Here is a 24,744-nt window from a genome sequence, read left to right as displayed (position 1 = left end):
GCCCCGAAGGTGCCAGCCCCGAAGGTGCCAGCCCTGAAGGTGCCCGCCCCGGCAGTGCCAGCTCCGGCAACTACCCCTTGACTCGCGGCAACGCGGCAGCGGCGACGACGTCGCCGCTTTCCCCGCGGATCTCGACGCTCAAGACCTCTTCGCGCAGTGCTGCAGCGTTGACGGCGCAGTTGATCTCGACCTCGGAGCCGAGGAAGGTCCCCGATCCGACGTCGTCTCCGGTTGCATCCACGACGACCACCGAGTAGAACTCGCCGCTCGGCAGGCCGGTGACGGTGAGGAGGGTCTCAGTGCCCCAGGTGTGCGCGACGACGCTGCCGTCGATCTCGACGCCGGCGGGTTCGCCTTGGAAGTCGACGGGTTCGACGGCACCGAGCGTTCCTGGGCCGCCGACGGGCGGTGGCGTCTCGGGGCGGGGGAGGAAGAAACCGCCGACGACGCCGACCAGGAGGCCGACGGCGGCGACTCCGGCGAGCAGGGCGCCGCCGAAGCGCGGGCGACGCAGTCGCGTGACGGGCGTGACGGGCGCGGCCTGCGCTTCTGTGTCACGGTCACTGCCACTGCCACTGCCACTGCCACTGCCACTGCCACGGTCACGCGATTGAGGACCATCGGCACCACCATCGGCAGCCCCGAATGCCAGCACGGCGTCACGAAGCTCTTCGCTCGGCGTCGCATCCAGCCACTCGGGATGCTCGGAGAGCTGTCCCGTCAGGGTGCGCAGCTCGGCCAGCTCGGCGTCGATGGTGGGGTCGGAAGCGCGCATCCACTCGAGCTCGGCGGCTTCGACTGCGCTGAGTTCGCCGACGAGGGCGGCGGCGATGAGCTCGCCGCGGCGGTCTGCGTTGTGGTCAGTCACGAGCTCCTCCAGGTTCGTCGAGGTGGCCGCGGACGGCGCGGAGGCCGTAGAAGACGCGGGTGCGGAGAGTGGGGACGGGCACCCCGCAGCGGGCGGAGAACTCAGCGTAGCTGTACCCGGTCAGGTGGATGGCGATGATCGCTTCCCGCTGCTCGTCCGGCAGGCGGGCGAGCGCTTCCGTGAGGCCGAGCCCGGTGAGCGGGTCCGGGATCTCGGCGGGGAGGTCCGCGGTGGCGGTGGATGCGTCGGAGGCTGCGATGCGGGGGAGCCGGTCGCGGGCCCGCAGCGCGTCGGAGATGACGTTGCGGGCGATCGCGAAGAGCCAGGTCCGCTCGCCGCCCTTGGTGGAGTCGAAGCTGTCTCGGGCGCGCCAGGCTCGGAGGAAGGTCTCCTGCACGCAGTCCTCGGCGAGCGGCCGGTCGCGGAGGGCGTTGACGGTGAAGCCGAGGAGCACGGTGCCGTGGTCGCGGAACGCCGAATGCAGGTCGAACGAGTCGGGCGCATCCGCCATGCGGGCGTGTCCTCTCGTCGTCGACCACCGTGCGCGGTCAACGATAACGTCAGTGCTCACGGCTGCTCCCTCCGGCGACTCAACTCGGGTTGGTACAGGGGAGTACCGCCGGATCGGGTCCAGCGTTCAGGGGCTTCCCGAAATCTTCGTCAGAAAAAGTTCGAAGTCCGATGAACGCGGGACGGGTCGCCGCCGTATGCCCCTGTACGACGGCTCCATCGGGGAGCTGCGAAGCAGGAAGGCACCCCTCATGCCCAAGCACACGTTCGCGAAGTCGCTCGCCCTCGGCGCCACAGCTGCCGCCGCCATCGCCCTTGTCGCCGCAGCTCCCGCCACCGCTGAGACGGAGGTCGCCGAGCCGGACTCGTTCACGAGCGCCTACACGGTCATGGCGACTCCGGATGCGGTCATCAACAACGACGGCGACGTGACGCCGGGTGAGCCGGGGGCCATGGGCCAGTTCGACTTCCGCATCAACTCGGACCTGAACATCATCTGCTACGACATCACCCTCACGGGAGTGACGGGCGAGTACGAGAGCCCCGCGAAGACTGCCACGCACATCCACGAGGCTGCCGAGGGCCAGGCCGGTCCGCCGCGCATCGCCTTCCCGAACCCCACCGACAACGGTGACGGCACGCGCACGAGCAGCGGATGCCTCGAGGGTCCGTTCACGACGGGCCTCAACTCGGACGCCGGCGCGGACACTGGTGAGGGCTTCACGCTCAAGCAGATCGAGGCGAACCCGGCCGGCTTCACGGGTGACTCGCACACGGCTGACTTCAAGGCCGGCGTCGTCCGCGGCCAGCTCGTGCAGGTTCCGGTCGGCGGCGTCGACACGGGTGCCGGCGGAGCTGCAGCCGCTGGTGGCCTCGACGCGATGACGCTCAGCTTCCTGGGTCTCGGCGGCCTCGCCGTTGCCGGCGTCGCTGGGCTCGCGGTTGCGCGCAAGGCTCGCGCAGCGGGTCAGTGACCAGGAACTCCTCTCGGGTGCCGGGCCGCGCGCTGCGCGTCCCGGTGCTCGTCGTGGCGGCCGCGCTCCTCGTGAGCGGATGCGCGGCCGCCCCGAGCGGGGACGCCTCGCCCTCCGAGGGTGTCCAGTCTTCAACGACTGCGGTCGAGTCCGCTTCGGAGTTCGCTCCGGAATCCGCGCCGGAGGCAACCCCGCCGGCGCAGGTCGAGACCCCGGCGGCACCCCCGGCGGGTGGCGTCGAGGTGCTCCCGGAAGGCGTCGCCCCCACGGCGGTGTCGATTCCGGCGATCGGCGTCGAGGACACGCTCATCGACCTCGGCATCGCCGCCGACGGCAAGATGGAGGTGCCCGTGGACTTCGACGAGATCGGCTGGTTCACGGGTGGCGGCAAGCCTGGCGGTCGCGGGCCGACGGTCATCGCGGCCCATGTGGACGGTCTCGCCGGCCCCGCCGCGTTCTTCCGGCTCGACGAGCTCGCCGCTGGCGACGTTGTGAGCGTGAGCGACGTCGAAGGTGGCGTCACCAGCTATCAGGTCACCGAGGTCGTCACGGTCGAGAAGGCTGAGTTCCCGACGGCGCGTGTCTTCGGCGCGGTGCCCGGCGACGAGCTGCGGCTCATTACGTGCGGCGGCTACTTCGACCGCGACGTGGGGCACTACGACAAGAACGTCGTCGTGTTCGCGACGGCGGTCTAGCGCTCGGCGCGGGTTTCGGCTCGCCGCTTGGCCGGTTGCTCAGGATCCTTCTGTGGCTCGTCGCTTCGGGGTGGCCGGTTGCTCAGCCTCCGCCTCTCGTCAGTCGCTCCGGCGGGTCCCGTCGCGCCTAGAAGAAGGTGGAGATCGCAGTGGCGATTCCGGTGCTGATGATGACCACCACGCCGCAGATGGCGATGGCTTCTCGTGGCATCGTGCTGCGCTGGTAGGCGTCCCAGAAGCCGTCGGCGGGGGTTGCCTGTCGGTTCTCGACTTCGTGGTCGACGCTCGTATCGGACATATAGCTAGTCTAACTAACTAAACCCCAGTAGCAAGCCAAAAGACGATCTGAGTGAGGGCGGCGCAACCGGAGGTCACGGCCACGCATCAGCACTCGAAGGCTCGCAATCCCATCTCTCGTCCGCTCCGAATGGATGGCAGGCGCGGCGATGCGCCCGGGTTCCGCGGGCCACTCGAAGGGGTGGGGAGCCCTCCAAGAGTGGCGCGCCTGACCTCACGTCGGGCAGCCGGAGGCGAGGTCCGTGTCCATGCTTGCCCTTGACTCTCCACGGGAGCTATCCGCTGAATCCCGCGCCAAGACTCGCGGTCGCTCGCAGGCTCTCGCGCAGTTTCGGAGTGTGGCGGACGCCGACGACAGCGATGAGTTCCTCGCCGGGCTCGCCTCGCTCGGTGACGCGCGCGCCTTCGACCTGCTCGTGCAGCGGTACCGGACCCTCATGTACGTCTGCGCGCGACGTCGCCTCGGCTCTGACGCCGAGGCCGACGACGTGGTGCAGGAGTCGCTCGCCGACGCATGGATCAAGATCTCGACCCTCAAGGATCTGGCCGCCGTGCGGTCCTGGATGCTGCGCATCGTCGCATCCCGGAGCGTTGACATGCTCAGGCGCCGACGCGAGCACGACAGTGTCGAGGACGGCGACTATGCCGCTTCCGACACGCAGTCGCCGACGACCAACGCGCAGCTCGCGCTGCTCTCCGCCGCCCTGCACATCGCGCTGTCGCGGCTCCCCGAGCAGCAGCGGCGCTGCTGGGTGATGCGCGAGCTGGAGTCGATGAGCTACCAGGACATCGGCGACGAACTCGAGCTGCCCGTAAGCACCGTCCGCGGTTCGATCGCCCGGGCCCGCAAGGCCCTCGCGATCGCCATGGCCGACTGGCGCTGACGCACGTTCGGGGTGCATTCGGCTGTCGCGGCTGCCGGCGCATCCTTGCCTGCGCACCTGATGAGGCTGCCTGCAGGACGCATCGAATGATTGTGGCCCGCGGGGCTGTTCTCTAGGCTCGGGTCCATGAGAGCGACGCGTCTGCTGGCTGTGCTGAGTGCATCCGCCGTGTCGCTCGGCGGGTTCGTGGGGTGCGTGAGCGACGTGACCTATACGCGCAACGGCGTCGAGGTGACGCCGGATGAGGCGCTCGTCGAGTCGGGCTACGCCGACATCGACCCGTGCACGGCGATCTCCGACGAGACGTTGAAGGCGGCGGGGTTCGTGTCGCCGTCCTCAGGGCAGACGCTCTCGCCAGACCCTGACTGCGAGTGGCGCGACGGCATGAAGTCGGCGCCGACGCTGCTGCTGTGGGTGGATGGGCCGACCGAGGCCGATGAGCTCTCGGAACTCATCGAGGTGAGCGGCGTCGAGGTCGAGGTGTTCTTCCAAGCCGGCGCCTCGGGCCGCTACGTCGCCAGGTTCGACGACCTCACGCTGACGCTCAACGCCGACCTCGAGCTGGAGGGCGAGTTCGACGAGAACTCCGACGCCTTCGGCAAGGACATCCTCGCGCGGGGGCTGACCGACGCCATGGAGGCGTACGGGAAGCTCTGAGGCGTCCTAAGCGGGGTCCCGGGCCTCGGCATCGTCAGCCGACCCGTCCAGCCGCTCCCCGACGAGTGCGAGCGCGCGCTGCTGCGTCGCGTTGAGCACCGACTCGGAGTACTCGTCGAAGAGGCCGGCCGCGTCCGACAGGTCGAGGTCTGGCGCATCCGTCCGCAGCGAGTCGACGACCTGCGCGAAGGTCGCCACGAATCGCTCGACGAAGTCGTCGAATGCTGCCTCACTCGTCTCTTCACCGAGCCCGTGGAATTCTGCTGTGATCGCCACGATCTGCGGCACCAGCGCGGGGTCGCTGAGCTGCTCGTAGTATCCGACGAGGTGCGGCATGCCCTCCTCGCCGACGAGGTGCGCGAGCAGCACCGTCTGGTCGCGGTCCATCTGCTCGAGCTCGGGCGAGAGGTGGCCGGCGAGCGTGCCCATGTACGCGGCGAGCTCCGGTGGCAGGTCCGGCGTGGTGGGGAGGTGTCGCAGCTGCGCGATGAGCGCGCGTTGCGCGGTGAGGCGGTCGATCTGGGCCGCGAGCTCGGCGTCGAGACGGTCGAGCACCGCTGGCGCCTCGGCGCCGTGCTCGTCGAGGAGTCGCGGCATCTCCTCGAGCGCAATCCCGAGCGCTGAGAGGCGGCGGATGCGCAGCACCCTGATCAGGTGGTGCACCCCGTACTGCCGGTACCCGTTTGAGGAGCGGGGCGGCTCATCCAGGACCCCGACCTGGTGGTAGTGCCGCAGGGCGCGCACCGTGACCCCGGCGCGACGGGCGAGCTCGCTGCTGTTCACCGCACACCACCCGCGTTCGCGCTCGTTGCCTGGGGTTCCAGTGTACGAAGCGGGCGGGCGACGAGGCCGCAGAGGAACGCGCATCCCCACGCCCCGAGCAGAGCCAGCGCGGCGACGTTGACGCTGGCGTACTCGGTGAGCACGGCCGCGAGCATGATGCCGAGCGACGGGGCCGCCGTGGTGAGGGCGTTCTGGGTGCCCATGATGCGGCCGCGCAGCTGCTCGGGGATGCGCTCGATCATGAGCACCCCCATGAGGCTGCCGAAGAGGCCGCTCGCGGCGCCCATGACGAAGGCGCCCGCGAACACGACCCAGACCGAGGTGAGGAGGCTGATGAGGCCGATGCCGATGGTCGTGCCGATCATGCCGACCACGAACCAGGCGCGGCGGGGGCCGCGCGTGCCGGCGACCGCGTACGTACCGCCGCCGAGGAGCATGCCGAGGGCGAGTGCGCTGAGCACGAACCCGAGCAGTCCCGGCTGCTCGACCAGCGTGAAGTAGACGGGCAGCACGAGTCCCTGCAGCCCGGCGAGCACAAACACCGACACGAGGCTCAGCGCCGTGGTTGCGATGAGGAATGGGCTGCGGAAAAGAGCCCGCCAGCCGTCGCGCAGCTGCGCCCATCCGGTGCCCTTCGTGGTGGATGCGCGCGATCCGTCGTCGGCGACGATCACGCCGACCGCCCGCGGGATGAGGAGGGTGATGAGGGCGGCGAGGAGGGAGGTGGCGGCGGTGATCCACAGCACGGTGGAGCCGTCGAAGAGCACCATGAGGGTGCCAGCTGCGGCGGGGCCGACGAAGATGGCGACGGCGCTGAGGCTCTCGCGCACGCCCATGAGGCGTTCGGCGCTGATGCCGCCGTGGCGGACGATGGCGGGGAGGAGCGCTTCGCGGGCGGTCATGCCCGGCACGTCGCCGAGGGATCCGATGATGCCGAAGAGCACGAACCAGCCGAGGTTGAGCCCCGAGACGAGGTCGATGATCGGGAGCGCGGCGATCGACGCGGCCGAGATGAGGTCGGTGACGACGGATGAGGTGCGCCGGTTGATGCGGTCGATGACGACGCCCATGAAGAGGCCCGCGAGCACCGCCGGGATGGCGGTGCCTGCCGCGACCGTGCCGGCCCCGAGGGCGCTGCCCGTCGTCGAGAGAACGATGAGCGGGAGGGCGATGCCGGCGATCGAGTTGCCGAGCAGGGAGAGGACATGCGACGCGAGGTACGTGACCGGCAGAAAGTTCATGCGGTCAAGCAGAAACTATGACGTTGGGGCGGGGTCAAGTGGGTTCGGGCAGCCGAGTTCGGGGTGCGCTGAAGCGCACCCCGAACAGGTTCTACATGTCGCGGCAGTGGTCGCAGAGGCGCCAGCCGTTGGTGCCCTGTTCACGATTCCAAGACGGAATCTGACTTCCGCTGACGCAATTGTCGAAGACGTGGTGGACGTCGGGGTCGGAAGGGTTTGTGGAGTGGTACGCGGAAACGCGCATGGCGGATCCTTTCTTCTGGAGGAGAGTGCCGATCGACACGCTTTGAAGCTAGATGCAGCCACCGACAATCTGCGCCGTAATCCGCGGGATCAGGGAACGCGTGACCGATGTGTTTGAACGACTGTGACAGCAGGAATCGTGACCGTCATGTACGTTCGGACGGTGGTGAATGAAGAGACAGCGGATGAGATTCGGTCGTTTGTCGCCGAGCGCGACTGGTCGCAGTTCCACACTCCGGAGAATCTCGCGAAGAGCATCTCTATCGAGGCGGCCGAGCTGCTCGAGTGCTATCAGTGGCACGCGGATGCGGATCTTGCTCGGGTGCGAGAAGAACTCGCCGACGTAGTGACGTACTCCTTCATGCTCGCGGATCGCCTCGGACTGGATCTCGACGAGATCGTGCGTGCGAAGCTCGCGAAGACGAGAGAGAAGTACCCGGTCGAGCGTTCGAAGGGGCGGAGCACGAAGTATGACGCGCTTTGAGATCGAGCCCGTCAGCTTTCGCCCGGATGCGGTCCAGCGGTGGTCGGCTACTGCTGATGAGCGGCGTAGGAACTGGCCCGTGGTCTACGTGCTCGACGGCCCCCGTGGGGCGCGCCGTGGGTCGGTCTATGTCGGCCAGACCATCAGCGCCGAAAGCCGGCTGACGCAGCATCTCGCGAGCCAGACGAAGGCCGGGTTGCGCTCGGCGAGGGTCATCCTCGACGACACGTTCAACAAGTCGGTCTGCCTCGACCTCGAGTCGCATCTCATCCGCTGGTTCGCCGGTGACGGCGAATACACGGTGTTGAACGGCAACGAGGGCGTCGCCGACTCTGCCTACTACTCGCGCGAGGACTACCGGGAGTCGTTCGAGGAGATCTTCGAGCAGCTGCGGGCCGACGGCCTGTTCGAGCAGACGATTCCAGAGATTGAGAACAGCGACCTCTTCAAGCTGTCGCCGTTCAAGGCGCTCTCCCGTGATCAGACGATCGCGGCCGACCAGATCTTGAAGGGGCTGTTTGAGGATCTCGAGCTCAAGGGTGAAGAGAGATCCATGAGCGTCGTTGAAGGGAGCCCCGGCACTGGGAAGACGATCGTCGCCATCTACCTGCTCAAGCTCCTCGCGGAGATCCGCGACTGGGACGAGAACGAGCCGCGAGAGTCGAACACGCTGTTCGCCGACTTCTTCGTGCGGGAAAACAAGGACCTCCTTGAGGGCAAGCGAATGGGGTTGGTCGTACCACAGCAGTCACTTCGACGCTCGATCCGGAACGTCTTCAAGAAAACCCCGAACCTCCACCCGGGCATGGTGCTCTCCCCATTCGACCTCGGGAAGGTCGAGGAGCCGTTCGACATTCTGTTCGTGGATGAGACGCACCGGTTGAATCAGCGAGCGAACCAAGCATCTGGTGTTCTGAACAAGAAGTTCGCCGAGATCAACAAGGGTATCTTCGGCGCTGACAGCCCGCAGTACACGCAACTCGACTGGGTTCGGAAGCGGTCGAGGCACAGCATCTGCATGCTCGACGTGAACCAGACGGTGCGCCCCGCCGACTTGCCCAGAGAAGTGATGCTCGGACTCCTGGACGAGGTGCGGCGCGACGAACGCCACTACCCGCTGATGACGCAGATGCGCGTCAAGGCTGGGACTGACTACATCGGCTTCGTGCAGCGGTTGCTCCGCGGCGAGAGGGGGCTCATGCTTCCGGATCTCGGCGAGTACGACCTGCGGTTCTTCGACGATGTGGGCGAGATGCGCGCGGCGATCCGCGAACGCGATGCGGAGGTTGGGCTCTCCCGTATGGTCGCCGGCTACGCGTGGGACTGGGTCTCGAAGGGCAAGACGGACGTCTACGACATCGAGCTCGACGGTGAGCGGATGCGCTGGAACAGCACCGACAAGGACTGGATCAACTCTCCCAACGCGTTGGAAGAGGTTGGGTCGATCCACACGGTGCAGGGCTACGACCTGAACTACGCGGGTGTCATCATCGGGCCCGACCTCAGGGGTGACCCTATGACTGGCGAAATCCGGGCTGACAAGGCTGCATACCGCGACAAGAAAGGCAAGGAAGCCAACAAAGTCCTCGGCAAGACCTACGGGGATGCGGAGCTGCTGGAGTACATCCGAAATATCTACTCGGTGCTGATGACCCGGGGAATGCGGGGAACCTATATCTACGTGACAGATCCCGGCGTGTGTGAGTTCTTTTCCAGGATATTTTGCACCATGCGAGGAGCCAGAGAGGCGTCGAACTGACTTGGACGAATTCCTGTGGATCGACAAGTGGTAGTCCGATGCTGCAAGAGCTTCAAACTCGGGGTGGCTTTTGGACGAAGCTCTTCTGTTCGCGATTCGAGTCACCGGTAACGAGGTCTCGCTCGGGTTGACCGGGGGCCAGAATTGCGTTGCCTTGCACGCTGGTATTAGCCCCCGGAGGGACGATCCCCTCGACAGTCCTAGTGCCTGCAGCAGCTCCGGCGTTTACCAGTTTCCCCTCCGTTCCCAGCGTTTTTGCATCTCGTTGAATCCAGATGCTCTGGCTAACTCAGTGGTCTCCTCGGGGGGCCATGCCGTGTCGGTCACGAAGGGAAGTAGTGAGTACCTGACGGCCGCAGGGTGATGCCAAAGGTCGGGGCATGATGCTGCGCCCATGAGGTTGAGAATACTCAGACGCGCCGAGGTGTTAGAGGTGGCATCCAGGATTGATTGGACGTGCCGGAGGCCTCCTGCTCGCACCGTGTTCAAAGTGCTCGGAGTTCTCGCGGTGGCGCCCCTCGGGTAACAAATTCTCCCGTACAGAGGCGATGCGGGGTCGGTTGACCGAGGCGCGGTCGGATTTGCATTCGCTTCGGCTAGGACACTGCACCAAACGTGACTGTCGCATATGTTGTGGGTTTCCACATCACCTCCAACGATTTTCAGTGCCCCCTCGGCTAGGCTTCTGACGAAGACCTCACGCTCTTCTCGTTCATCCGGTGGTAAATGGACGCTGGATCGAGCGATCAAGGTGAAGGCGGCGTGTAGGGCCTCATCCAGGACTAGGGTTTCTGTCCAAGTCGCGCCTCGCCCGCGTTCGAGGTTGAGGTCTGCAAGGTCATCTGGCACTCGTCGACGAGATCTTGTCTGAGTGTCCCTGACGTTTAGATGAAACCCGCCGTAGACGCTCTCCAGATCAAGAGCGAGTTGATGGATACTATTCTCCCCATCTGTCGTGCACGAGACCGCTCTCGTAAGTAGATCAATCTGGTGGCCGGCACCGTGGCAGAAGCAGTGGCAGGAAGAGTTTTTCGCCCGCTCGCAAGCGGAGTTGTGCTCGGCAAGTAGGTGCGTTTTGGCCGCCATCAGGATCTCCGTTCGCAAGGCGTCGTCGCCTCAGAGGGAACCTTAGCGATTTTTCGCACTGAGCGAAAGGCGAAGTAGGAGAATCTGGTCTTGAATGTGTCGGTCAGTGCATCAGGATGTTCAGTAAGAAATTCGAACCTTATTTCCGTCACTGACGCGGTCGAATCGCTCTGGGCTCGCACGGTTGTGGGACATAACTGCAGCCTCCACCCCAACCAGCTGGACCACAACGTCGAGTTTGAAAGCTACCTCGGCTCAGTCTTCCCGGACTGTAAACGAAGCACGATTCAGGCCCCTAGGTGAGGTCATCGTGTCCGTTTTTGGGTCTTCTGATGCACCACGCTCGAGCGTCGCTGCAACGGGACATTCTGGCTGTCGCAGCGTTGTCTAGATGTCGCTGATTCGGGTCAGGGTCGCCACCCCACTACAGTTCTCAGGTACCCGCGCGAGCCCCACCCCCTTCTTCGGCTCGCCCGAGAAGAGGACTACTCCCTTGACGCAAACGCTCACCCGCAAGCTCGGCGTGCCCGGGATCGTGTTCATGGTGATCGCGGCCGCCGCGCCCATCACCGTGGTCGCTGCGAACTTCCCCATCATCTTCGGCGTCTCCGGCTCCGTCGGCGCACCGCTCATGGTGCTCGTCGCGACCGCGATCCTGCTGCTCTTCTCCGTCGGCTACGCGTGGATGACCCCGCACGTGCCCGACGCTGGTGCCTTCTACTCGTACGTCGACCGCGGGCTCGGGCGACGCCTGGGACTGGGCACCGCATCCATCGCCCTCCTCTCGTACGTGCTGCTCACCGTTTCGATGACCTGCTACCTCGGCGTGCAGGCCGGCAACCTCTTCGAGCTGTGGACCGGGATGCAGGTGCCTTGGTGGCTCATCTCGGGCCTCATGATCGCGATGGTCGGGTTCCTCGGCTACCGCAACATCGACCTCTCCGCGAAGGTGCTCGGCGTCGTCCTCGTGCTCGAGGTCGTCGCCGTCGTCGTCATCGACGTGGGCGTGCTCGCCTCCGGGCGGGAGCTCACGACGCTGCCGTTCAGCATCAGCGAAGCCGTCTCCGGCACCCCGGGCCTCGGCCTGCTGTTTGCGTTCCTCGGCTTCTTTGGGTTCGAGGCGACGGCCGTCTTCCGCAACGAGGCCCGCGATCCTGAGCGCACCGTTCCCCGCGCCACCTACATCGCAGTGATCGCCGTCGGCGCGCTGTACTTCGTCTCGTCCTGGCTCGTCATCGCGGGCCTCGGCGCCGACAACGCGGTTGCTCTCTCGAACGAGGACCCGGCAGGCGTCGTCGTCGGCCTCGCGGGCGAGGTGGTCGCGCCGATCATGGCCGACATCGTGCAGGTCCTCGTCGTGACGAGCATGTTCGCGTGCATGCTCGCGTTCCACAACATCGTCACCCGCTACCTGTTCACGCTGGGGGAGCGCGACGTGCTGCCGCGCACCCTCGCCGCCGTGCACCCGAAGCACTCGGCCCCGTCGCGTGCATCCCTGTGGGTGACGATCATCACCGCCGTCGTGGTCGTCGTCTCCGCGCTCGCGCAGCTCGACCCCGTGCTGCAGATCTACACCTGGTACTCCGGCGCAGGCGCGGTGGGCGTCATCGTCATGATGACCCTCGCGAGCTTCGCCGTCGTCGCCTTCCGCGCGCGCCTCAAGCGGGATGCCGCCGAGGGCACAGCTTCGTCGTGGGTCACCGTCGCATCGCTGGCCGGTGGCATCGGGCTCGTCCTCGTGCTGATTATCGCGATCTGGAACTTCCCGTTCCTCGTTGGCGGCATCGTCGCCGCGATCATCTGGGGTGTCGTGCTCGCTGGGTTCTTCGCGATCGGGATGCTGCTGCCGGCTCGGGTCGCGGCAAAGGAACGGGTCGAGGAGAACGCCTGATTTCGGTGTAACCGGCGTTGACGCGGGGCCCGGCCTGGCCTGGTCCGGTTCGGATCCATCTGAGCATTCATCTTCTAGACACATGTCTAGAAAACCTCTAACCTCAGATAGTGAGCAGCGAAGCCACCGACATCGCGGTCGTCCGCGAGAACCTCAAGACCTCCGGCGATCCGCGCGCTGAGCGCACCCGTCAGGGGCTCTTCGACGCGGCCGCGCGTCTCTGCGCCGACAACCGCGAGGTCTCCGTCTCGGCGATCACGCGCGAGCTCGGTGTCAGTCGCTCCGTCTTCTACACGCACTTCGCCGACGTCAGCGATCTCGCGCTTCGGATGCAGGAGCCGCTCTTCGCGGACATCGCGGCGACGGCGAACATCGCGCGCACCACCGACCCACACGCCGCGATGCTCGACTCCCAGCGCCGCCTCGTCGGGCACTTCGCGCAGCACCGCGCGCTCTACAGGGCCGCACTCCGCCTCCCTGGTGTCTCGGCAACCCACCGCATTCAAGAGGCGATGGAGCCCCCGATCGCCGCCCACATCAGCAACGTGGGCGCCCCGCGCGGCGTCCGCGCGGACATCGCCTCGCGCTACATCGCCAGCGCCGCCGCCCACCTGCTCGCGGCCTGGATCCTCGACGAGATCGAGGCCGACGAGGAGACGATCGCCAACCATCTCTACGCGCTCATGCCGCCATGGATGCATGGGCCCACGAACCACCGTCAACGCTGACGGCCTCCAAAGAAAGGCACCCTCATGAAAGCATCCATCGTCCGCGGCTACGGACAACCCTTCGAGATCGCCGACATCGACATCGCCACCCCGATCGGGCGCGAGGTGCTCGTCGACGTCCGCGCCTCGGGGCTGTGCCACTCCGACGAGCTCGCGGCCACGCATCCACTCGGCTACGAGCCGCCCATGGTGCTCGGCCACGAAGTCGCCGGCGTCGTCATCGGGGTTGGCCCTGACGTCTCCGAGGTGAAGATCGGCGACCACGTCGTCGGCTGCCTCGTTCAGTACTGCGGCACCTGCAAGCGCTGCCTCGCCGGCAAAGTGACCCTCTGCTCCAACCCGAGCTACACGGAACGCAGCGCCGACCAGCCGCCCCGCCTCTCGGAGAACGGGCAGCCGGTCGCGCAGGGCATGGCGCTCGGCGGGTTCGCGCAGCAGATCCTCGTGCACGAGAACCAGGTCGCCGTCGTCCCGAACGAGATCCCCTGGCCGCAGGCGGCCCTCCTCGGCTGCGGCGTCGTCACCGGAGCCGGCGCAGTCCTCAACACCGCCAACGTGCAGCCCAGCGACGCCGTCGTCATCATCGGAACGGGCGGCGTCGGACTCAACGCCCTCAACGGAGCCATCACCGCTGGTGCCGCGACTATCATCGCCATCGACATCGCCGACGAGAAGCTCGAACGGGCCAAGAAATTCGGCGCGACCCACGTCATCAACTCCACCAAGGAAGACCCCGTCGCCGCGGTCCTGCGCATCACGGGGGTCGGCGCCGACTCGGTCTTCGACTTCGTCGGGCTCGGCCCCGTCACCCAGCAGGCGCTGCAGATGGTGGCCCCGGGCGGAGGGCTCTACCTCATCGGCGTGCTCGACCCCACCGCCACGCTCACCGTCTCACCGGTCGAGCTGCTCTCGATGAAACGTCGAGTCGAAGGCGTCTACATGGGTGGCACCAGCGCGAAGCGCGACATCCCCCTCTACGCGAACCTCTACCTGCAGGGACGGTTCGAACTCGACGCCCTGGTCTCCAGCGAGATCTCACTCGCCGACGTGCAGGACGGCTACGCGTCGCTCAAGAATCCAGAGATCGCGCGCGTCGTCGTCACCGACCTGAGCTGACCGCCCGGCAAGCCACAAGCAGCCGACAACAACCTCTCCCACGTCAGGGGCCGAGCACTTCGCTCGGCCCCTGAAGTGCTCTTCTGAGCGCGCATGTGCCGACTTCGTGAAGACCTCCACCGGGTTCCACCCCGCCGGTGGCGCCAGCGTGCACGCGGTCGAACTCATGAAGAGCACGGTCGGCGACCGGCTCGAGGTCAAGGCCTCCGGGGGTGTCAGGACGCGGGCTGAAGCGGATGCCTTCATCGCGGCGGGAGCGACCCGTCTCGGCGTCTCGGGCAGCCGAGCGCTGCTGAACGACGACGCGGAGCCCGCGGCGCCCGCCGCGTACTAGCGTCCCCGACCCGTCGCGACAGCGGTGGCCAGTCGATGCTGGCCACCGCTTTGTCGGCGGTTCGTTGGACACTGGAGTCATGACACTCACGCCAGCCCAACTCGACCGTGCCCACGGCGCCGTGCTCGCCTCCGCCGTCGGCGACGCCCTCGGCTCCCAGTACGAGTTCGGGCCGCCGCTCTCGGACGACACACCCGTCGTCTACGGGGTCGGCGTCTTCGGGCACGGCGCGGGGGAGTGGACCGACGACACCTCCATGGCCATGCCGATCCTCCAGGCTCTCTCGGGCGGAGCATCCCTGAACGACCCGGCAACGCTCGCCAGCGTCGTCGTGGCCTGGCGCGAGTGGGCCCGCGACGCGAAAGACGTCGGCGCCCAGACCCGGACCGTGCTCTCCGCCCTCGAAGGAGACGTCACGGAAGACCGGGCTCGCGACGCCGCCCACGACGTGCACACGCGAGCCGGCCGCAGCGGCGGCAACGGCGCCCTCATGCGCACCGGACCCGTCGCCCTCGGTCACCTCGCCGACGGGCAAGAACGCGACCTCGTCGAAGCCGCGACCCGCATCGCCGAGCTCACCCACTGGGAGAGCGACAACGCCGACGCCTGCGTGCTCTGGTGCCTCGGCATCCGCCACGCCATCCTCACCGGCGAACTCGACCTCCTCGGCCAGCTCGAGGCGATCCCCGCCGAGCGTCGAGACCGCTGGCGCGCCTTCACCGAGGAAGCCCTTGCACCCGGTGCTCACCCGCGCGACTTCTCGCAGCAGAACGGCTGGGTCGTCCGCGCCTACCAGGGCGCCCTCGCGGCCATCGCCGGCGCCAGCTCCCTCACGGACGCACTCGAACGGGCAGTTCGAGGAGGAGGCGACACCGACACCGTCGCGGCCATCGCCGGCTCCCTGGCCGGCGCGGTCCACGGCTCGCGGTCACTCCCCGCAGTGCTCGTCGAGACGGTGCACGGCTGGCCCGGCCTCCGCAGCGGCGACCTCGAAGCGCTCGTCGCTTCCGCCGTATCGCGCTGACGCCGCGACCCCGGGGAGGCCGGCCAGCGGGCGCCGCCGGACCCGGCACACCTTCCTCGGATCCGTCCGGCGAAGCGCCGGAGAGTGCCCAGCATCGCCGTCATCATCTAAAATAGAGATGTAAAACTGTTGGCAATATCTCCGTAACATATTCGAAACGAGGGGCCATGCGCTCACCAGGCCGCAGCGACGTCTCGCTCACGCAGCTCCGCTACTTCGTGGCGGCCGCCGAGCACGGCAGCATGACCTGGGCAGCCGACGAACTGTTCGTCGCTCAGTCCGCCGTCTCCACGGCCATCGCCAACCTCGAGACGGCCGTCGGCGCGCAACTCCTCATCCGCCGCCGCGCCAAGGGGCTGCAGCTCACCGCGACCGGCGCCGACTTCCTCGTCCGCGCGCGCGGCATCCTCGCCTCCGTCGACGATGCCCTCGGGGCCCTCCGCCCCGAGAACACCGCCGGCCGCCTCACCGTCGGCTGCTTCCGCACCCTCGCACCCTTCTACCTGCCATCCGTCATCAGCGGACTCGCCGACGAGCATCCCGAACTCCTCGTCGACGTCACCGAGATGACCGCCGAGCAGGTCCCGGATGCGCTCGCCAGCCAGGCCATCGAGATCGCCCTCACCTACGACCTGGGCTTGGATGCCGCCGTCGAGCGCGAAGTACTCGCCGAAGTGCCCCTCTACGCGGCTGTCAGCGTGCACCATCCACTCGCCGACCGCGACAGCGTGAGCCTCGCCGAACTCGCCGAGCTGCCCATGGTGCTCCTCGACATGCCCGTCAGCCGCGACTACTTCCTCCAGTGGTTCACGCGCGCCGGCCTCCGCCCCCACGTGCGCTACCGCTTCGCGAGCTTCGAAGCCGTGCGCGCCATGGTCGGGAGCGGGCACGGATTCACGCTCCTCAACCAGCAGCCGCGCGTCGCCTCCACCTACTCCGGCGGCGAACTGCGCCACCTGCACATCACCGACGACCTGCCGCCCCTCGAGCTCGTGCTCGCCCGCTCCGGAGGGTCGAAGCAGCTCACCAAGAAGGCCGAGCTCTTCGCCGCCCAGTGCAGGAAGTCAGTCGCCGAGCAGGATGCGACGGCGCCTCATGGCGCCTGGTAGACGACCACCCCGCCGACGTACGTGCGGCGCACGCTCGCCGAACCGTAGGCGTCGAGGTCGCTGAGGTCGGCGTCCACCCACACCAGGTCGGCGAGGCGGCCGGCCTCGAGTCGACCCGTCTCGCCCTCGAGCCGGTTCACCCAGGCCGCCTCCGAGAGGTACGCGTCCAGGGCGACCCCGAGCGGCAGGGTCTGCTCGCCGAGCAGCGGATGCGTGAGCACGCCGTCGCCGATCGCGTGCGGATCCTCGACCAGCCCCGTGCGCGTCACGGCCGTGCGAATCGACCAGAGCGGATTCGGCGTCGTCACCGGCCAGTCGCTGCCGCCCACGATGCGCGCCCCCGCACGATGCAGGTCGCCGAACGGGAAGTGCGTCAGCTCCCGCTCGGCGCCGAGAAGCGGCAGCTTGCGGTGCACGATCTCCTCGTCCCGCCGCGCCCACACCGCCGTGACGTTCGCCGCCACGTCGAGCTCCGCGAACCGCGCGATGTCGGACGGGTCGATCAGGTCGAGGTGCGCCACGTGGTGGCGATTCCCGCGGCGCCCATTGCGGCGGATCGCCGCCTCCACCGCGTCGAGCGCGTGCCGGGTCGCCGCGTCGCCGACGGCGTGGAAGTGCACCTGGAAGTCGGCCGCGTCGAGCGCCGTCGTCAGCTCGACAAGCGCCTCGGGGGAGAGGAAGGCGATGCCCACGTCTCCCGGGTGCCCCTCGAACGGTTCGAGCATCGACGCCGTGTGGTTCTCCACCATGCCGTCGATCATGACCTTCACGGTGCCCGCATCCACCCCCACCTCCGCGGCCTCCGCCCGGACGCGCTCGAGGTCGGCGATCTGCTCCACACCACGCGCCCGGTCCCACCACTGCGCGAGCACGACCCGCGCGGTCAGGCGGCCGTCGGCTGCGAGGCGCAGGTACGCCGGCAGCGGGTTCGGGCCGAGGTCGCTGTCGCCGACGGCGGCGTCCTGCCACGCAGTGACCCCCACCGAGTGGAGCTCGCGCTGCGCCGCCTCAAGGGCCGCCTCGACAAGCGCCTCGTCGGGAGCCGGCATGATGTGCTCGACCAGTGCGACCGCCGACTCCAGCAGCATGCCCGTGGGCTGGCCCAGTCCGTCGCGGATGAGGCGGCCGCCCTCCGGATCCGGAGTCGCCCCGTCGATCCCTGCGGCCCGCAAGGTCGCCATGTTCACCCACATGCCGTGCGCGTCGTGGCTGTGCAGCATGATGGGCCGCTCGTCGACACCCTCCAGTTCGGCCGCCGTCGGGAACCCGCCCTCGAAGACGTCGCCGAACCAGCCGCCGCCCGTCAGCACCGGCGTGGTCGGGTTCGCGGCCGCGTAGTCGGCGATGAGCCGCAGGTACTCGCCCCGGTCGTGCACGGGCTTGAGGTCGATGCCGAGCGATTGGAGCCCGGCGAGCAGCGGATGCACGTGCGCGTCCTGGAACCCCGGGAGCAGCGTGCCGCCCGCCAGATCGACCAGGTGCGCGGCGGTCGGAAGCTCGCCGCCGTCGGGGATCACGTCGACGATCCGGTCGCCGACGACCAGCAGCGACGCCCGCTCGAAGGCGCCCGTGCCGAGGTACAGCGTGCCGTTCGTGAAGAGGGTGGCGTCCATGGGGCTCCCGTCTCGCGCGGCCGCGGTGACCGACGCTCCCCGCCACACTGAGCACCCCATGTTTCGTATGCATTTCGCCGATATTGCTGGTCAATTGCATCTCCCTTTTGGATCTCGAGCTTCGAGTCTCGCTATTTGCTTGTCGCCCGGGACCTGCCGATTCTTGACCAAAGCCGCTCCCAGCGAATCCGTCCCGGAAGGACCCTCATGACCACCACCAAGAACGCACTCCGCACCGTGGGCGCCCTCGCGTTGAGCGCCGCGCTGCTCGCCACCACCGCCTGCACGGCGGACTCGGCAGCCTCGAGCGAAGGCGACGCGGAAGCCGTCGGGATGGGCATCCAGCCCTGGCTGGGCTACGGCCCCTGGTACATCGCGCAGGAGAACGGCTACTTCACCGACGCCGGCGTCGAGGTCGAGATCACGAACTTCATGAACGACGCCGACATGACCGCGGCGTTCGCCGCCGACCGCATCCAGGTCGCGAACGTCGCAAGCCACAGCGCGCTCCAGTTCATCGAGCAGGGCCTCGACGTCAGCATCGTGCTGCTGCTCGACGCGTCCCTCACGGCCGACGCCATCCTCTCCGACGGCAGCGTCACCGACGTCGCCGACCTGGCCGGCCAGCAGGTCGCCTTCGAGGAAGGCTCCGTCAGCAACCTCCTCCTCGGCTACGCGCTGCAGGAGAACGGCCTCTCGCTCGACGACATCGAGCCCGTCCCCATGGACCCCTCCGAAGCGGCAACCGCGCTCATCGGCGGCAGCGTCCCCGTCGCCGTCACCTACGAGCCCTACATCTCCGAGGCCCGCTCCTCCAGCCCCGACATCACCGAGATCTACACGGCGGCCGAGAACGCCGGCCTCATCAGCGACGTCCTCGTCGTCGACAACACCTACCTCGCCGAGAACGGCGAGACCGTTCAGGGCATCGTCGACGCGTGGGGCCCATCCATCGACTTCTACGAGTCGGACACCGACGCGGCGCGCGCGATCATCGCCGAGAACATCGGCAGCGACGTCGAGTCGCTCGACAGCGCCTTCGACGGCGTGCAGTTCTTCACCCTCGAGGAGAATGCCACCGAGCTCGGCGGCCACTACCTCGAGACCGTCCTCCCCAGCGTCGACAGCGTCGCCACCGACATCGGCATCCTCACGGGCGGCACCGACCTCCCCTCCGTCGTCGACCTCACCTTCGTCGGCGGCGCCAAGTAGCCACCGGCACCGCGGTGCGGCGGCAGCACAGTCACCCAGCAGCCACCGGCACCGAGTAACCACCGGCACCAAGCAATTACCGGCGCACAGCAACCACAGGAGACCAGAGCCCCATGGCAGTTCAGAGCACGGCCCCGGTCGCGAGCACGCAGCCCGCGACCGGGGCGCGCCGGAAGCCGGTCAGAGCACCGCTCACCAGGCGCCAGTACCTCATCACGTCCGTCATCACCTTCATCCTGCTGCTCGCGGCCTGGACGGCGATCTCGACCAGCGGCCTCGTCCGCCCCCTCTTCCTGCCGTCGCCGATCGCGGTCACCGAGAAGCTCATCGACCAGGGCGTCAACGGCCAGCTCTGGTCGGACATCGCCGTCAGCACCTACCGCGTCATGGTCGGCTACCTCCTGGCCAGCGTCATCGCCGTGCCCATCGGCGTGCTCTGCGGCTCCATCCCGCGGGTCGAGGCCGCGATCGAGCCGATCATGGACTTCATCCGCTACATGCCGGTCGTCGCGTTCGTTCCGCTGACCATCCTCTGGGTCGGCACCGACGACTCGCAGAAGGTGCTGATCATCTTCCTCGGCACCTTCTTCCAGCAGGTGCTCATGGTCGCCGACGCCGTGCGGCGCGTGCCCATGTCGTACCAGAACCTCGGCGCGACGCTCGGCCTCAGCCGCACCAAGATCCTCATCCGCATCGTCTTCCCCTCCGCGCTCCCGCGCATCTGGGATGCGCTCCGCATCAGCCTCGGCTGGGCCTGGACCTGGCTCGTGGTCGCCGAGCTCGTCGCCGCGACGGAGGGTATGGGCTACCGCATCACGCAGGCGCAGCGCTTCCTCGAGACCGACCTCATCATCGGCTACGTGATCGTCCTCGGGCTCCTCGGCCTCCTCTTCGACCAGGTCATGCGCGGGCTCGGCCGGCGCTTCTTCCGCTACCTGAAGGGACGTGTCTGATGACCGTCGAAACCGCCCTCCGCGACCCCAAGGTCGTCGTCTCCGACGTCACGAAGCGCTTCGGCGAGGTGACCGCGCTCGCCGACGTCGACCTCGTGCTCGGCGACCGCGAGTTCGTCTCCGTCGTCGGCGCATCCGGATGCGGTAAGAGCACCCTGCTCTCCGTCATCGCCGGTCTCGAGGCGCCCACCTCCGGCACGGCATCGCTCAGCGGCCACGAGATCCTCGGGCCGGGCCGCGACCGCGGCGTCGTGTTCCAGCAGGCGACGCTCCTGCCGTGGCTCAGCGCCATCGACAACGTCGTCTTCGCCCTCGACGGCGAGCCGGGCCTGACGAAAAAGCAGCGCATCGACCGGGCCCGGGACGTGCTCGACCAGGTCGGCTTGACCGGCTTCGAATCGAAGTACCCGGCGCAGCTCTCCGGCGGCATGCAGCAGCGCGTCGCCCTCGCCCGCTCGCTCGCCTACGGCCCCGACGTGCTCCTCATGGACGAGCCCTTCGGCGCCCTCGACGCGCTCACCCGACGCACCATGCAGGAGCTGCTCACCGAGGTCTGGGAGCGGCACCGCATGACGGTCATGCTCATCACCCACGACATCGAGGAGGCCGTCTTCCTCTCCGACCGCGTCATCGCGATGACCCCGCGCCCCGGCAAGGTCGCGGCCGAGTACGCGATCGACCTCCCTCGCCCCCGCGAGGTCGACGTGCTCGGCAGCCCCGAGTTCCACGGCTACTACACGGAGATCCTCGACCTCATCCACCGCGGCTGACGGCGGCGCTGAGGGCGGCGCACTTCGGGCCGCGCGACCTGCCCGGTGTGCCGACCCGAGGCGGCGGGCGCGGGCGCCTCGGGGTGCTTCGGCCCGGCATACTGAAGAGATGTCACACGAAGCTGAAGCCGACCGTCGATGGATGCAGAACGCGATCCGGATGCTCGAAGCCGACGCCAACCGCAGCGCTGACACGCACCTGCACGTCTTCCCGCTGCCGCGCGAGTGGGGCATCGACCTGTATCTGAAGGACGAGTCGGTGCACCCGACGGGCTCCCTCAAGCACCGCCTCGCCCGCTCCCTCATCCTGTACGCCATCGTGAACGGGCAGGTGGGGCCGCGCACGACGCTCGTCGAGGCGTCGAGCGGTTCCACGGCCGTATCGGAGTCGTACTTCGCCCGGATGCTCGGCCTGCCGTTCGTGACCGTCGTGCCGCGAACCACGAGTCCGGAGAAGATCGAGCTCATCGAGTTCTACGGCGGCCGCTGCCACCTGGTCGACGAGCCTCTCCAGGTCTACTCGGAAGCGGAGCGCCTAGCCGCCGACGTCGACGGGCACTACCTCGACCAGTTCACGAACGCAGAGCGCGCCACCGACTGGCGAGGGAACAACAACATCGCCGAGAGCGTCTACTCGCAGATGTCGCTCGAGCGCTTCCCCATCCCGAGCTGGATCGTCGTCAGTGCCGGAACCGGCGGTACCTCCGCCACCTTCGGTCGCTACGCCAGGTACTGCGGGCACGACACCCGCCTCGCGGTCGTCGACCCCGAGGGGTCGGCGTTCTACGAGGCCTGGAAGACCGGCGACCGCACCCACGCGACCGGCCGGGGATCCAAGATCGAGGGCATCGGACGCCCGCGCGTGGAGCCGTCGTTCATCGAGACGGTCATCGACGACATGATCCAGGTGCCGGATGCGGCCTCGGTCGCGGCGATCCGCGTCCTCCGGGAGAAAACCCAGCACTGGGCGGGCGGATCGACGGGAACGAACCTCGTCGGCGCGTTCCAGATCATCGCCCGCATGCTCGCCGCGGGAGAGCAGGGCAGCGTCGTGACGCTCATCTGCGACGGCGGAGCGCGCTACGCGAACACCTACTACGACGATGCCTGGGTTGCGGCCCAGGAGTGGGACCTCGAGCCGCACCTCGAGCGGATGCACCGCTTCCTCGACACGGGCACCTGGGCCGACTGACCCCGGCTGCGGCCGGTCAGACGACCTTCTTGACGACGCTCGACTTCAGCTGCATCTGCCCGAAGCCGGGCACCTTCGCGTCGATGTCGTGGTCGCCGACTCCGTCGGAGATGAGGCGGATGCCGTTGACCTTCGTGCCGACCTTCACGGTTCCGCCGCCAGCGCCCTTGACCTTGAGGTCCTTCGCGATCGTGACGGAGTCGCCGTCGGCGAGCACGTTCCCGACCGCATCCTTGATGGCCGGTGCCGCGTCGCCGTCAGTGCCAGCATCAGCGTCGCTCGGCGCCCACTCGTGCCCGCACATCGGGCAGACCAGCAGCGCACCCATCTCGTAGGCGAGGTCGCTCGCGCATTCCGGGCACGGTGGCAGCTGCTCAGGCATCGAAGGTGGCCTCCAGGAGAACTCGCCGATCAGGGAACATCGACCACGTTAGGGCACCAGGCGGCCTGATCTCGCCGATCCCGTGCCTCGTGCGCAACCGCGCGAGTCCATTTTCTGGACAATTGTCCGAAACTTGCTAGGCTCGTGGTGTGCCAACGACCGCCACACCCCGCTCGCCCGACCCTCGTCCAGCCCGCACCCAGGCCGCGATCATCGACGCGGTCGAGCGCCTCTCGGCTCGCGGCGAGGAGGTCACCGTTCCGGCGATCGTCGCCGAAGCCGGCGTGAGCCGCTCGACGTTTTACACGCAGTTCCGCGACCTCGACGCGCTTGCCGTGCGCATCCTCACCGAGGTGTTCACCGAGATCGAGGCGCTCGACCTGCGCCTCCGCGCAGCCGCGACCCCCATCGAGACGGCGAGGGCGACCACGTCGCAGCTCGTCGCCGAGTTCGCGAAGCGGCGCACCCTCTACGCGGGGGTGCTCGGCAGCCGAACGACGACGGAAGCCCACCGGGCGGTCCGCGCCGCGTTCGCCGACCAGGCCCTCGGCACCATGCAGCTCACCGTGCCGGAGGGCCTCGACCCGAAGGTCGCGGCCGACTACGTCGCCGGCGGCACGCTGGCCGTGCTCACCGCCTGGCTGCTCAGCGACGCCCCCGAACCCATCGAGCGCGTGCAGCAGCAGCTGCTCGCGCTCCTCCCGACCTGGCTCATCAACGAAGACAAGGACCCAACCTCATGACCCGTACCTACGTCGTCACCGGCTCCGCCTCCGGAATCGGCAAGGCCACCGCCGAGAAGCTCCGCGCCGACGGGCACACCGTCATCGGCGTCGACCTCAAGGGCGCTGACATCAACGCCGACCTCACGACCGCCGAGGGCCGGGAGGTGCTTGTCACCCGCGCGAGCGAGCTCAGCGGTGGTGTCGTCGACGGCGTGCTGGCCATCGCGGGCCTCGTCATCCCGGCCCCCGTCACCGTCGCCGTGAACCACTTCGGGGCCGTCGCGACCCTGGAGGGGCTGCGGCCGCTGCTCGCGAAGTCCGACGCGCCCCGCGCCGCCGTCGTCGCGTCCCTCGCCGCCCTCGAGGAGATCGACGGGCAGCTGCTCGATCTCATCGAGTCCGGCGACGAGGCCGCCGCCCTCGCCTACGCAGACTCGCTCGGGGCAACCGCCAACGCGACCGGCTCGTCGGTGCTCTACACGACCTCGAAGCTCTCCATCGCGCGCTGGGTGCGCAAGAACGCACCGAGCGCCGAGTGGGCGAAGGCAGGCATCGCGCTCAACGCCGTCGCCCCGGGCGTCATCCTCACGCCGATGACCGCAGCGGCCCTCGAGACCGAAGAGGGCCGAGCGGCACTGGATGCGGGCGCCCCGGCACCATACGGAGGCCCGGCCGCCGACCCCCGCCAGGTGTCCAACCTCCTCGCCTGGCTCACGAGCGAAGACAACGGCTACGTCACCGGCCAGGTCATCTTCATCGACGGCGGAGCGGAGAGCATCCGCCGCCCCGAGCTCGTCTGACTGGCGGCCACTCGCGTCGGCGGGCGTCGGCAGCCGTCGCCGATAGGTCACTTTCGCACCGTGTGCAGCGCTCAGGTGGGGTGAAACTGCCCCATTGTCGGCGGGCACATCCCACAGTCTCGCGTAGAGGTCACTTTCGCACCGTGTGCAGCGCTCGGGTGGGGTGAAAGTGCCCCTTGTCGGCGGGCATATCCCACAGTCTCGCGTATGGGTCACTTTCGCACCGTGTGTAGCGCTCGGGTCGGGTGAAACTGCCCCGTAGTCGGCGGGCATATCCCACAGTCTCGCGTGTGGGTCACTTTCGCACCGTGTGCAGCGCTCGGGTGGGGTGAAAATGCCCCCTTGTGGGCGGGCATATCCCACAGCCTCGCGTAGAGGTCACTTTCGCACCGTGTGCAGCGCTCAGGTGGGGTG

24 protein-coding genes and 1 pseudogene are annotated in these 24,744 nt (G+C 67.9%); 18 read left to right on the top strand and 7 right to left on the bottom strand.

The features are described 5' to 3' along the window. Window positions 1–70: 70 nt before the first annotated feature. Both GV007_RS16270 and GV007_RS16265 read right to left on the bottom strand, forming a co-directional pair. Window positions 71–868: a hypothetical protein gene (locus GV007_RS16270; RefSeq protein WP_160074473.1), complete on the bottom strand. Its 798-nt coding sequence runs from the start codon at window positions 866–868 to the stop codon at window positions 71–73. Further along, the gene (locus GV007_RS16265) at window positions 861–1,439 is read right to left on the bottom strand and encodes an RNA polymerase sigma factor (protein WP_236558589.1); all 579 of its coding nucleotides are present in this window, start codon (window positions 1,437–1,439) and stop codon (window positions 861–863) included. Before GV007_RS16265 ends, GV007_RS16270 begins: the two co-directional genes overlap by 8 nt. A gap of 190 nt (window positions 1,440–1,629) precedes the next feature. Between GV007_RS16265 and GV007_RS16260 the strand changes: the two genes are divergently transcribed. Both GV007_RS16260 and GV007_RS16255 read left to right on the top strand, forming a co-directional pair. Continuing rightward, on the top strand, window positions 1,630–2,352 hold the full coding sequence (locus GV007_RS16260) for a CHRD domain-containing protein (RefSeq protein ID WP_160074471.1): 723 nt from the start codon (window positions 1,630–1,632) through the stop codon (window positions 2,350–2,352). After that, complete coding sequence (locus tag GV007_RS16255; RefSeq protein ID WP_236558587.1) at window positions 2,349–3,047, top strand: class F sortase; 699 nt, start codon at window positions 2,349–2,351, stop codon at window positions 3,045–3,047. The genes GV007_RS16260 and GV007_RS16255 overlap by 4 nt, the downstream gene beginning before the upstream one ends. A 127-nt stretch (window positions 3,048–3,174) precedes the next feature. Here the strand turns inward: GV007_RS16255 and GV007_RS16250 are convergent, their stop codons facing one another. Then, complete coding sequence (locus tag GV007_RS16250) at window positions 3,175–3,345, bottom strand: hypothetical protein (RefSeq protein ID WP_160074469.1); 171 nt, start codon at window positions 3,343–3,345, stop codon at window positions 3,175–3,177. 337 nt (window positions 3,346–3,682) lie between these two features. Between GV007_RS16250 and GV007_RS16245 the strand changes: the two genes are divergently transcribed. Beyond that, window positions 3,683–4,228 (top strand): RNA polymerase sigma factor, encoded by a 546-nt coding sequence (locus GV007_RS16245; RefSeq protein WP_160074467.1) that lies wholly within the window; start codon window positions 3,683–3,685, stop codon window positions 4,226–4,228. 126 nt (window positions 4,229–4,354) lie between these two features. Continuing rightward, window positions 4,355–4,885 (top strand): hypothetical protein, encoded by a 531-nt coding sequence (locus GV007_RS16240; RefSeq protein ID WP_160074465.1) that lies wholly within the window; start codon window positions 4,355–4,357, stop codon window positions 4,883–4,885. 6 nt (window positions 4,886–4,891) lie between these two features. Here GV007_RS16240 and GV007_RS16235 read toward each other — a convergent pair whose 3' ends face one another. Together GV007_RS16235 and GV007_RS16230 are read right to left on the bottom strand one after the other, a co-directional pair. Beyond that, the gene (locus GV007_RS16235) at window positions 4,892–5,668 is read right to left on the bottom strand and encodes a MerR family transcriptional regulator (RefSeq protein WP_160074463.1); all 777 of its coding nucleotides are present in this window, start codon (window positions 5,666–5,668) and stop codon (window positions 4,892–4,894) included. Next, window positions 5,665–6,909: an MFS transporter gene (locus tag GV007_RS16230; protein ID WP_160074461.1), complete on the bottom strand. Its 1,245-nt coding sequence runs from the start codon at window positions 6,907–6,909 to the stop codon at window positions 5,665–5,667. Before GV007_RS16230 ends, GV007_RS16235 begins: the two co-directional genes overlap by 4 nt. A gap of 406 nt (window positions 6,910–7,315) precedes the next feature. Here GV007_RS16230 and GV007_RS16225 point away from each other — a divergent pair, with 406 nt between their 5' ends. The 8 genes and pseudogenes from GV007_RS16225 (at window position 7,316) to GV007_RS16190 (ending at window position 16,683) form a co-directional block, all read left to right on the top strand. Then, window positions 7,316–7,636: a nucleotide pyrophosphohydrolase gene (locus tag GV007_RS16225; protein WP_236558585.1), complete on the top strand. Its 321-nt coding sequence runs from the start codon at window positions 7,316–7,318 to the stop codon at window positions 7,634–7,636. Between the two features lie 79 nt (window positions 7,637–7,715). Next, on the top strand, window positions 7,716–9,395 hold the full coding sequence (locus tag GV007_RS16220) for a DNA/RNA helicase domain-containing protein (RefSeq protein ID WP_328809507.1): 1,680 nt from the start codon (window positions 7,716–7,718) through the stop codon (window positions 9,393–9,395). Between the two features lie 1,579 nt (window positions 9,396–10,974). Then, window positions 10,975–12,372 carry an APC family permease gene (locus GV007_RS16215; RefSeq protein ID WP_160074457.1) on the top strand — a complete coding sequence of 466 codons (1,398 nt, stop codon included), beginning with the start codon at window positions 10,975–10,977 and terminating at the stop codon, window positions 12,370–12,372. Window positions 12,373–12,482: 110 nt separating this feature from the next. Further along, window positions 12,483–13,100, top strand: coding sequence for a TetR/AcrR family transcriptional regulator (locus GV007_RS16210; protein WP_160074455.1), 618 nt, complete (start codon window positions 12,483–12,485; stop codon window positions 13,098–13,100). A gap of 24 nt (window positions 13,101–13,124) precedes the next feature. Next, on the top strand, window positions 13,125–14,216 hold the full coding sequence (locus GV007_RS16205; protein WP_104342664.1) for a zinc-binding dehydrogenase: 1,092 nt from the start codon (window positions 13,125–13,127) through the stop codon (window positions 14,214–14,216). Window positions 14,217–14,295: 79 nt separating this feature from the next. Beyond that, window positions 14,296–14,550, top strand: a pseudogene (locus GV007_RS16200) (2-deoxyribose-5-phosphate aldolase); the annotation flags it as partial. A 79-nt stretch (window positions 14,551–14,629) separates the two neighbouring features. Beyond that, on the top strand, window positions 14,630–15,574 hold the full coding sequence (locus tag GV007_RS16195; RefSeq protein WP_160074453.1) for an ADP-ribosylglycohydrolase family protein: 945 nt from the start codon (window positions 14,630–14,632) through the stop codon (window positions 15,572–15,574). Between the two features lie 167 nt (window positions 15,575–15,741). Beyond that, window positions 15,742–16,683 (top strand): LysR family transcriptional regulator, encoded by a 942-nt coding sequence (locus GV007_RS16190; RefSeq protein WP_104240535.1) that lies wholly within the window; start codon window positions 15,742–15,744, stop codon window positions 16,681–16,683. Here GV007_RS16190 and GV007_RS16185 read toward each other — a convergent pair. After that, window positions 16,668–18,296 (bottom strand): amidohydrolase, encoded by a 1,629-nt coding sequence (locus tag GV007_RS16185; protein WP_160074451.1) that lies wholly within the window; start codon window positions 18,294–18,296, stop codon window positions 16,668–16,670. The two genes, GV007_RS16190 and GV007_RS16185, sit on opposite strands and share 16 nt — an antisense overlap. 207 nt (window positions 18,297–18,503) lie before the next feature. Between GV007_RS16185 and GV007_RS16180 the strand changes: the two genes are divergently transcribed. The 4 genes from GV007_RS16180 (at window position 18,504) to GV007_RS16165 (ending at window position 22,423) form a co-directional block, all read left to right on the top strand. After that, window positions 18,504–19,508, top strand: coding sequence for an ABC transporter substrate-binding protein (locus GV007_RS16180; RefSeq protein ID WP_160074449.1), 1,005 nt, complete (start codon window positions 18,504–18,506; stop codon window positions 19,506–19,508). 113 nt (window positions 19,509–19,621) lie between these two features. Beyond that, window positions 19,622–20,461, top strand: coding sequence for an ABC transporter permease (locus GV007_RS16175; RefSeq protein WP_104240538.1), 840 nt, complete (start codon window positions 19,622–19,624; stop codon window positions 20,459–20,461). Continuing rightward, window positions 20,461–21,231 (top strand): ABC transporter ATP-binding protein, encoded by a 771-nt coding sequence (locus GV007_RS16170; RefSeq protein WP_104240539.1) that lies wholly within the window; start codon window positions 20,461–20,463, stop codon window positions 21,229–21,231. The genes GV007_RS16175 and GV007_RS16170 overlap by 1 nt, the downstream gene beginning before the upstream one ends. A gap of 109 nt (window positions 21,232–21,340) precedes the next feature. Beyond that, on the top strand, window positions 21,341–22,423 hold the full coding sequence (locus tag GV007_RS16165) for a PLP-dependent cysteine synthase family protein (protein ID WP_160074447.1): 1,083 nt from the start codon (window positions 21,341–21,343) through the stop codon (window positions 22,421–22,423). Between the two features lie 16 nt (window positions 22,424–22,439). On the opposite strand, the gene GV007_RS16160 is transcribed toward GV007_RS16165, so the two are convergent. Further along, a complete protein-coding gene (locus GV007_RS16160; RefSeq protein ID WP_160074445.1) occupies window positions 22,440–22,805 on the bottom strand; it encodes a zinc ribbon domain-containing protein YjdM in 366 nt (121 codons plus the stop codon). 149 nt (window positions 22,806–22,954) lie between these two features. On the opposite strand from GV007_RS16160, the gene GV007_RS16155 reads away from it, so the two are divergent. Beyond that, window positions 22,955–23,548, top strand: coding sequence for a TetR/AcrR family transcriptional regulator (locus GV007_RS16155; protein WP_160074443.1), 594 nt, complete (start codon window positions 22,955–22,957; stop codon window positions 23,546–23,548). Next, the gene (locus GV007_RS16150) at window positions 23,545–24,330 is read left to right on the top strand and encodes an SDR family oxidoreductase (protein ID WP_160074441.1); all 786 of its coding nucleotides are present in this window, start codon (window positions 23,545–23,547) and stop codon (window positions 24,328–24,330) included. Before GV007_RS16155 ends, GV007_RS16150 begins: the two co-directional genes overlap by 4 nt. Window positions 24,331–24,744: the final 414 nt, after the last annotated feature.

It is taken from the genome of Pseudoclavibacter sp. 8L (genome assembly GCF_902506465.1).
Lineage (GTDB): Bacteria > Actinomycetota > Actinomycetes > Actinomycetales > Microbacteriaceae > Pseudoclavibacter.
Note: the sequence above shows the minus strand (reverse complement) of the source record. Positions and strands in the feature narration are given on the sequence as shown.

What these genes read in the sequence shown, in the direction of transcription:
- GV007_RS16260 (WP_160074471.1), top strand. Translation starts at nt 1,630, where the DNA reads ATGCCCAAGCACACGTTCGCGAAGTCGCTCGCCCTCGGCGCCACAGCT.
- GV007_RS16250 (WP_160074469.1), bottom strand. Translation starts at nt 3,345, where the DNA reads ATGTCCGATACGAGCGTCGACCACGAAGTCGAGAACCGACAGGCAACC.
- GV007_RS16240 (WP_160074465.1), top strand. Translation starts at nt 4,355, where the DNA reads ATGAGAGCGACGCGTCTGCTGGCTGTGCTGAGTGCATCCGCCGTGTCG.
- GV007_RS16230 (WP_160074461.1), bottom strand. Translation starts at nt 6,909, where the DNA reads ATGAACTTTCTGCCGGTCACGTACCTCGCGTCGCATGTCCTCTCCCTG.
- GV007_RS16205 (WP_104342664.1), top strand. Translation starts at nt 13,125, where the DNA reads ATGAAAGCATCCATCGTCCGCGGCTACGGACAACCCTTCGAGATCGCC.
- GV007_RS16195 (WP_160074453.1), top strand. Translation starts at nt 14,630, where the DNA reads ATGACACTCACGCCAGCCCAACTCGACCGTGCCCACGGCGCCGTGCTC.
- GV007_RS16190 (WP_104240535.1), top strand. Translation starts at nt 15,742, where the DNA reads ATGCGCTCACCAGGCCGCAGCGACGTCTCGCTCACGCAGCTCCGCTAC.
- GV007_RS16185 (WP_160074451.1), bottom strand. Translation starts at nt 18,296, where the DNA reads ATGGACGCCACCCTCTTCACGAACGGCACGCTGTACCTCGGCACGGGC.
- GV007_RS16180 (WP_160074449.1), top strand. Translation starts at nt 18,504, where the DNA reads ATGACCACCACCAAGAACGCACTCCGCACCGTGGGCGCCCTCGCGTTG.
- GV007_RS16175 (WP_104240538.1), top strand. Translation starts at nt 19,622, where the DNA reads ATGGCAGTTCAGAGCACGGCCCCGGTCGCGAGCACGCAGCCCGCGACC.
- GV007_RS16170 (WP_104240539.1), top strand. Translation starts at nt 20,461, where the DNA reads ATGACCGTCGAAACCGCCCTCCGCGACCCCAAGGTCGTCGTCTCCGAC.
- GV007_RS16165 (WP_160074447.1), top strand. Translation starts at nt 21,341, where the DNA reads ATGTCACACGAAGCTGAAGCCGACCGTCGATGGATGCAGAACGCGATC.
- GV007_RS16160 (WP_160074445.1), bottom strand. Translation starts at nt 22,805, where the DNA reads ATGCCTGAGCAGCTGCCACCGTGCCCGGAATGCGCGAGCGACCTCGCC.
- GV007_RS16150 (WP_160074441.1), top strand. Translation starts at nt 23,545, where the DNA reads ATGACCCGTACCTACGTCGTCACCGGCTCCGCCTCCGGAATCGGCAAG.